At 42.0% G+C, this 5,493-nt stretch carries 8 protein-coding genes; 6 read left to right on the top strand and 2 right to left on the bottom strand.

The window, feature by feature from the left end; genetic code table 11:
• Nucleotides 1–321: VOC family protein (locus ABY436_RS18675; protein ID WP_372740436.1), on the top strand; the 321-nt coding region annotated here is incomplete at its 5' end.
• Nucleotides 322–426: 105 nt separating this feature from the next.
• Here the strand turns inward: ABY436_RS18675 and ABY436_RS18670 are convergent.
• Nucleotides 427–1,002, bottom strand: a complete 576-nt coding sequence (locus ABY436_RS18670) for a PhnA domain-containing protein (protein ID WP_372740435.1) — start codon at nt 1,000–1,002, stop codon at nt 427–429.
• A gap of 218 nt (nt 1,003–1,220) precedes the next feature.
• On the opposite strand from ABY436_RS18670, the gene ABY436_RS18665 reads away from it, so the two are divergent.
• The 4 genes from ABY436_RS18665 to ABY436_RS18650 all read left to right on the top strand — a co-directional run bounded on the left by ABY436_RS18665 (nt 1,221) and on the right by ABY436_RS18650 (nt 3,574).
• The gene (locus ABY436_RS18665) at nt 1,221–1,613 is read left to right on the top strand and encodes an MmcQ/YjbR family DNA-binding protein (RefSeq protein ID WP_372740434.1); all 393 of its coding nucleotides are present in this window, start codon (nt 1,221–1,223) and stop codon (nt 1,611–1,613) included.
• Nucleotides 1,614–1,784: 171 nt separating this feature from the next.
• Complete coding sequence (locus ABY436_RS18660) at nt 1,785–2,546, top strand: SDR family oxidoreductase (RefSeq protein ID WP_372740433.1); 762 nt, start codon at nt 1,785–1,787, stop codon at nt 2,544–2,546.
• A gap of 234 nt (nt 2,547–2,780) precedes the next feature.
• Nucleotides 2,781–3,263, top strand: coding sequence for a DUF4124 domain-containing protein (locus ABY436_RS18655; RefSeq protein WP_372740432.1), 483 nt, complete (start codon nt 2,781–2,783; stop codon nt 3,261–3,263).
• Nucleotides 3,264–3,388: 125 nt separating this feature from the next.
• Nucleotides 3,389–3,574, top strand: a complete 186-nt coding sequence (locus tag ABY436_RS18650; RefSeq protein ID WP_090727522.1) for a hypothetical protein — start codon at nt 3,389–3,391, stop codon at nt 3,572–3,574.
• Between the two features lie 119 nt (nt 3,575–3,693).
• On the opposite strand, the gene ABY436_RS18645 is transcribed toward ABY436_RS18650, so the two are convergent.
• Nucleotides 3,694–4,230, bottom strand: a complete 537-nt coding sequence (locus tag ABY436_RS18645) for a hypothetical protein (RefSeq protein ID WP_372740431.1) — start codon at nt 4,228–4,230, stop codon at nt 3,694–3,696.
• A gap of 171 nt (nt 4,231–4,401) precedes the next feature.
• Here ABY436_RS18645 and ABY436_RS18640 point away from each other — a divergent pair.
• Nucleotides 4,402–5,493, top strand: a 1,092-nt coding sequence (locus tag ABY436_RS18640) for a cache domain-containing protein (RefSeq protein WP_372740430.1), incomplete at its 3' end; no start/stop codon positions are given.

The following is a 5,493-nucleotide window of genomic DNA, read 5'->3' as shown; positions in this document are numbered from 1 at the left end:
GAATTTCCCGCACGGGATCTTGCGGTTGCTAAGCAGTTTTTTGAAGAGGTTTTTAATTGGTCGTTTACCGATTATGGGACTGAGTACACAGCGTTTTCAGATGCTGGCTTGAAGGGTGGTTTTTTCAAAGCAGATTTGTCTTCAACCACTGCTAACGGGGCTGCGTTGATTGTTTTGTACAGCCCTGCGTTAGAGCTGACATTAAGCAACATAGAAAAAGCGGGTGGGGTTGTGGTTAAGCCTATCTTTGAATTTCCGGGAGGGCGACGTTTTCATTTCACAGATCCGAATGGAAATGAACTCGCCGTTTGGTCAGAATAAATTGGCTTAACACAGAAACTGGATGGCTGATACAGGGCTGATCTATAGTTATCAGCCCTATCGTATTGTTAAGCTTCTTTAATCAAGCGTGTTTGCTTAGCGTGTTTAGTTCTGCTTTTTAAGGAACTTGGTCAATAGAACGATACGTGTACCGTTGACCCGGCCTTCGATCTGATCTGGATTCGAGGTGAGAGAAATACCTCTGACAGCAGTACCACGTTTTGCTGTAAAGCCTGCGCCTTTAACATCTAAATCTTTAATCAAGGTGACGGTGTCACCCGCGTTAAGTACGGCTCCGTTACTATCTTTTGCGGGTGGATATTCATCATCCGAACCACTGTCAGCTTCTGCCCATGCTTTCGTCTCTTCATCGAGATACAGCATATCAATAAGGTCCTGCGCCCAGATTTCGCCCATGGAAGATAATTGTGACAGTTGTCTCCATGCCATTACCTGTACTGCGGGAACCTGACTCCACATGCTATCGTTGAGGCAACGCCAATGATTAACATTAATGGATTCAGGGTCATTTAGCTGACTGCTGCACGTGTCGCAAATCATTACAGATTGATCTGCTGTGCTGTCGGAAGGTAACACCTCAAAAATAGAAAGGTTTTCTGTAGCGGCGCATAATTCACATTTTGAATCGCAGCGCTGAATCAGAGTTTTTTCAATAGTCATGTTTTAATAACGCCTCATTTATGTGGGGTTATTATGCCAGAATGGCTTAGTAAAACCCAGATGAGGTCTGGTGTGAAAAATCATAATATTGATAAACATCAAGGTAGTTGCATTCAAAGTAGTTGCATTCACGGTTACGCCTTTATGAAGAAATTGAACAGCTAGCAAGTATGCAGACTCGTAAGTACGCAAGCAGTCAGTAGACAGGAGATGATCTTATGGATAAAAAATCGTTGGTTAAATACCTGCTGTCAAAGCCAGAAGCAATAGAAGACTACCCCTTTGGGCCTGATGTCAGTGTTTTTAAAGTTAAAGATAAGATGTTTGCGCTGTTGACTCGCCATCAGGGGCAGTTGAGTATCAATCTAAAAAGTGATCCTCAGGATGCGATTGAATTAAGAGATCTGTTCGATGCTGTTATTCCCGGATATCACATGAATAAACGCCATTGGAACACCGTTTTTGTAAATAATACGATTCCCGATGGTGAGCTGATGCGACAAATTGACTGTTCCTACGCCTTGGTTGTTAAGGGGTTAGTTAAAACGAAGCGGCTGGCTCTGGAGTTGTCTTATGGGACATCGATTCTTTACCAAGGGCTACGTGGTTAATAAGCGTGTGATAAACCCTGATTATCCCTTCTTGTTCTTTAGATTAAATTGGTAGGGGATAACGCTTATTTTTATCGCATAATGTGCCATTTTACGGTATAAGTTTACGTTAACGTCAAGATGTATTTTGCATTACATACTATAAAAACAGACTGGGTGATGGAGCGATAAATGCAAATTAAAGATAAAGTTTTTGTGATTACGGGCGGTGGACGCGGGCTGGGGCTTGCAATGGCTGAGCATTTGGCACAGCAAGGCGGTCAGTTAGCGTTAATTGATATCAATGCCGCGGATCTGGATGCCGCTGTGGCTAAGCTCCGGGAGATGGGCACTGAAGCACACGGATACGTTTGTAATATTACAGATGAAAAAGCGGTGGGGGATACTTTCGCTGCGATTATAAAAGATTTTGGTAAAATTCATGGGCTTGTCAATAATGCCGGTTTAATGCGTGACGGTATGCTGATCAAACTTAAGGAAGGTAAGCTGGTCAAGCGTATGGAGCTGGATCAATGGCAGTCGGTTGTTGATGTCAATATGACAGGTACTTTTCTCTGTGGCCGTGAAGCCGCAGGCATTATGGCGGAGCAGGGTGAAGGTGGCGTTATCGTCAATATCTCCTCTGTATCGCGCGCGGGTAATATAGGCCAGACAAACTACTCTGCGACCAAAGCGGCGGTAGCGACAATGATCGTTAGCTGGGCAGGTGAATTAGGTCGCTACGGAATTCGTACAGCAAGTATTGCTCCGGGTGTGATTGCCACTGAAATGACGGCACAAATGAAACCAGAAGCGATTGATCGTATGGTTCAGGCCGTGCCTTTGCGTCGTTTAGGTGAAGTCAGTGAAATGGCGCACACATTACAATATATCATTGAAAATGATTTCTTTACCGGCCGTGTTATTGAGATGGATGGTGGTTTAAGAATCTGATTGTAACCGCGCGCTACACTGACGCGCTGCACTTACGCTCTACACTTAAAAGGCCCTTGTTAATAACAAGTGCCTTTTAAGTCATTGAATAATAATATTATTTTTTCCTGCCTTTGGCACTTTCTTCGTTTTTTTATTCGTATAGAATTATCAGTTTTTCTAAACTTGTGCTTAAATCAATGTATAGCTAATGCCAATATCTGAATTATTGCAGTTACATTGATGGAGTATGCTGTGTTTGGTTTTCAATTTAGAGCACTGACGCTGATAATAATTTTGTTGCCCGCATTGGCGAATGCGGAAATATATCGTTGGACGGATGAAACCGGCAAAGTGCATTACAGTGATAAAAAGCCTCCCGGAATCACAGCTGAGAAAAAAGCCTATGTTAATGTGGCGACGCCTTGGCGAAAAGTGCCCAGGCCTGAGCGCACAGCCGATGAGGAAGCAACAGACGATGTTACTAAGCAAGAGGAGGCAACAGTTAAATCACAAACCGATGAGGAACTTTCCAAGGATAAAAATGACAAACAGGGTAATAAGAAAACAAAACGTTTAAAAGCCAAGCTAACATGTGATGATTTAGAAAACTGCGAACAATCAGAACCGGTCAGACTTAATCAAAAAGATAAGTCATCATATACTCCAGCTAAACGGGTTGCTGACATTAAAGAAACCTATAAGAAAGCAAAAGAGGAATACCATAAAGACAATTAATTTGTTTAATGGTTTTTCCTGAAGCAATAAGTGGCCTTATATGGCAGAATTCAGAATCTAATTTACTTTCTATTTATTATTAATTACTAATATCGGTTTTCGAAGCCGGGCAGGAGGGCGATGCTATGTTCGATAATGATTCATTACATCCCAAATTTGTAGAAGCCATGCGTAAGCTTAAGGCAATGTCTGAAGAAGATCGTTTATCCGAATCAAATAAGGATTTGTTTGAGCAGGCGATGAATTATGCGCCTTTAGATATCCAGCCACAGCTGGTAGAGATAAAGAAAAAATATCAGGACCTTCATTAACACTTAATTTGATCTGCTTTTTTAGCTTTAAAGCCCTCTTCCTGAGGGCTTTTTTATGGGTGTGACCCGTGAATGAGAGGTGCTTTGTTCATTTACCCGACATGGTGTTTGCGCAGCGACTATGCAGAAAGGGCCGCTGACTGGAAAGGGCTATATTCCTGACATGAGCTTAATGAGTCCCAATGACTATGCTTGCTGCTGTGGACTGACATGGGAAGCAGTACCGTATGTGCCCCACTTAACATTTCACGAATAACTAAAAGACGGTATTGTTTTCTGTTGAGTGCGCAGCGTTCCGGAGGGAATGACTCATTCAGCATGGACGCTAAAGTTTTTCCGGTTTGGCATTGCTCGTTAGTTAGCCGGTCGCTGATGATGATCAGATCGGGTTTTTCATACGTAACAACATTCGTCATAAACTCAGCGACAGTATAAGCGTTTAAGCTGTCTTGTGTGACAATCTGGATACCTTTGTCAGCACCGCTTTCAATAGCCATTTCTATCTGTTTCTTGCTCTGATTTGAACCTATGGACACTACAATAATGCTATTCGAGGAATCAGCTCGCGAACCAAATGCTTCGTTTAATGCGGACTGAAGTGGATAGTCATGATCTGGTGACTGTAGTGGACGTTTAACAACGACAACAATTTTCATGGGCGCTCTCTCGTGATGTTATTCCACGATTGATAATCAAAAATTTCATGATCCCAGTAGAGCGTAAAAGGTTTGCGAGAGTTTGTCTGAATTCTTACCAATTGTAACAAGGGGGCAGAATGTACTGTTTTTGTTATAGAATTTGCAGATAAGTTTTTACAGGGTTAAAACATGTTGTTTCCTTCCCGGCTGGTTCAGCGATTTTTTCCAATCGTCTTGTTATTTATGTTGATGATATTTGGTGCAGTGTATATTTATTCTGTGCCTTTTATTAAAGACAAAGTCTATGAAATTGAGCGTAACTCGAGCCGTATCGCATTGGATAATGTTTTTACCATGGCCGATCGCATGTATGCGGATACGGAAAGCTATCAGCAGCAAGTGTTGGAATCCCATAAGCAGCGCCTGAAAATTGTTGTTTCGATGGCAGAGTCCTATATTGATCAGGTTTATCAGCAGGTTAAAGAAGGTGAGATTGATCTTGCTGCAGCGCGAGCCAACGTGTTTGAAATGCTGCGCCATTTTCAAAGTATTGATGGTGATTACATTTGGGTCGCCAGTTATGACTATCGTTTTTTATCACATCCTGATGAGCGCTTTCACGGCAAGGATGTTTCATCATTGAAGACTGATGATGGGGTTGTGGTGATACCTGAGATCATTGATGTCGCGAAAAGTCAGGGTGAAGGTTTTTATCAATACAAATGGAATCGTCTGGCAGAAAACAAGCAGCTGGATAAGTTGTCTTATGTAAAGAACTTTCCTGAGTGGGGGTTTGTGATGGGCTCAGGTATCTATCTTGAAGATGTTGCTGCAGAGTTAGAGGTTAAACGTAATCAGGCACTGGATGACTTACGTGAGAGCTTCAAACAGTTGCGGGTGGCTAAAACAGGTTATTTGTTTATTTTTGATGCGCGAACCAACATGCTGATCCATCCAAATCCTAATATTGATGGGACTAACATTGAGAGTTTGCTTAACCCGGTTACTCAAAAATCAATTGCAGATGATCTGATTAATGTGGCTGATACCGGTAAAGAGCTGTATTACAAATGGGATAAACCAGAAGATCCCGGTAACTATATTTATGAAAAATTATCGCTTGTACGTCACGTAAAGGGGTTTGATTGGTATATCTGTTCTACTGTGTATGTGGATGAGCTTAAAAGTAGTTCTGAACAATTAAGTGATCGCATTTTAAGCATTGCGCTAATATCGTTACTCGTCGCCATTGCTATGGCTTTCTTCTTTATCTATTGGGTG

It is taken from the genome of Neptunomonas sp., assembly GCF_041601355.1.
GTDB lineage: Bacteria > Pseudomonadota > Gammaproteobacteria > Pseudomonadales > Balneatricaceae > Neptunomonas.
This window is presented reverse-complemented; position numbering and strand designations above follow the sequence as displayed.

Bases quoted from the DNA above. Each gene is read 5' to 3' on its own strand.
- ABY436_RS18670 (WP_372740435.1), bottom strand. From the start codon at position 1,002: ATGACTATTGAAAAAACTCTGATTCAGCGCTGCGATTCAAAATGTGAA.
- ABY436_RS18665 (WP_372740434.1), top strand. From the start codon at position 1,221: ATGGATAAAAAATCGTTGGTTAAATACCTGCTGTCAAAGCCAGAAGCA.
- ABY436_RS18660 (WP_372740433.1), top strand. From the start codon at position 1,785: ATGCAAATTAAAGATAAAGTTTTTGTGATTACGGGCGGTGGACGCGGG.
- ABY436_RS18650 (WP_090727522.1), top strand. From the start codon at position 3,389: ATGTTCGATAATGATTCATTACATCCCAAATTTGTAGAAGCCATGCGT.
- ABY436_RS18645 (WP_372740431.1), bottom strand. From the start codon at position 4,230: ATGAAAATTGTTGTCGTTGTTAAACGTCCACTACAGTCACCAGATCAT.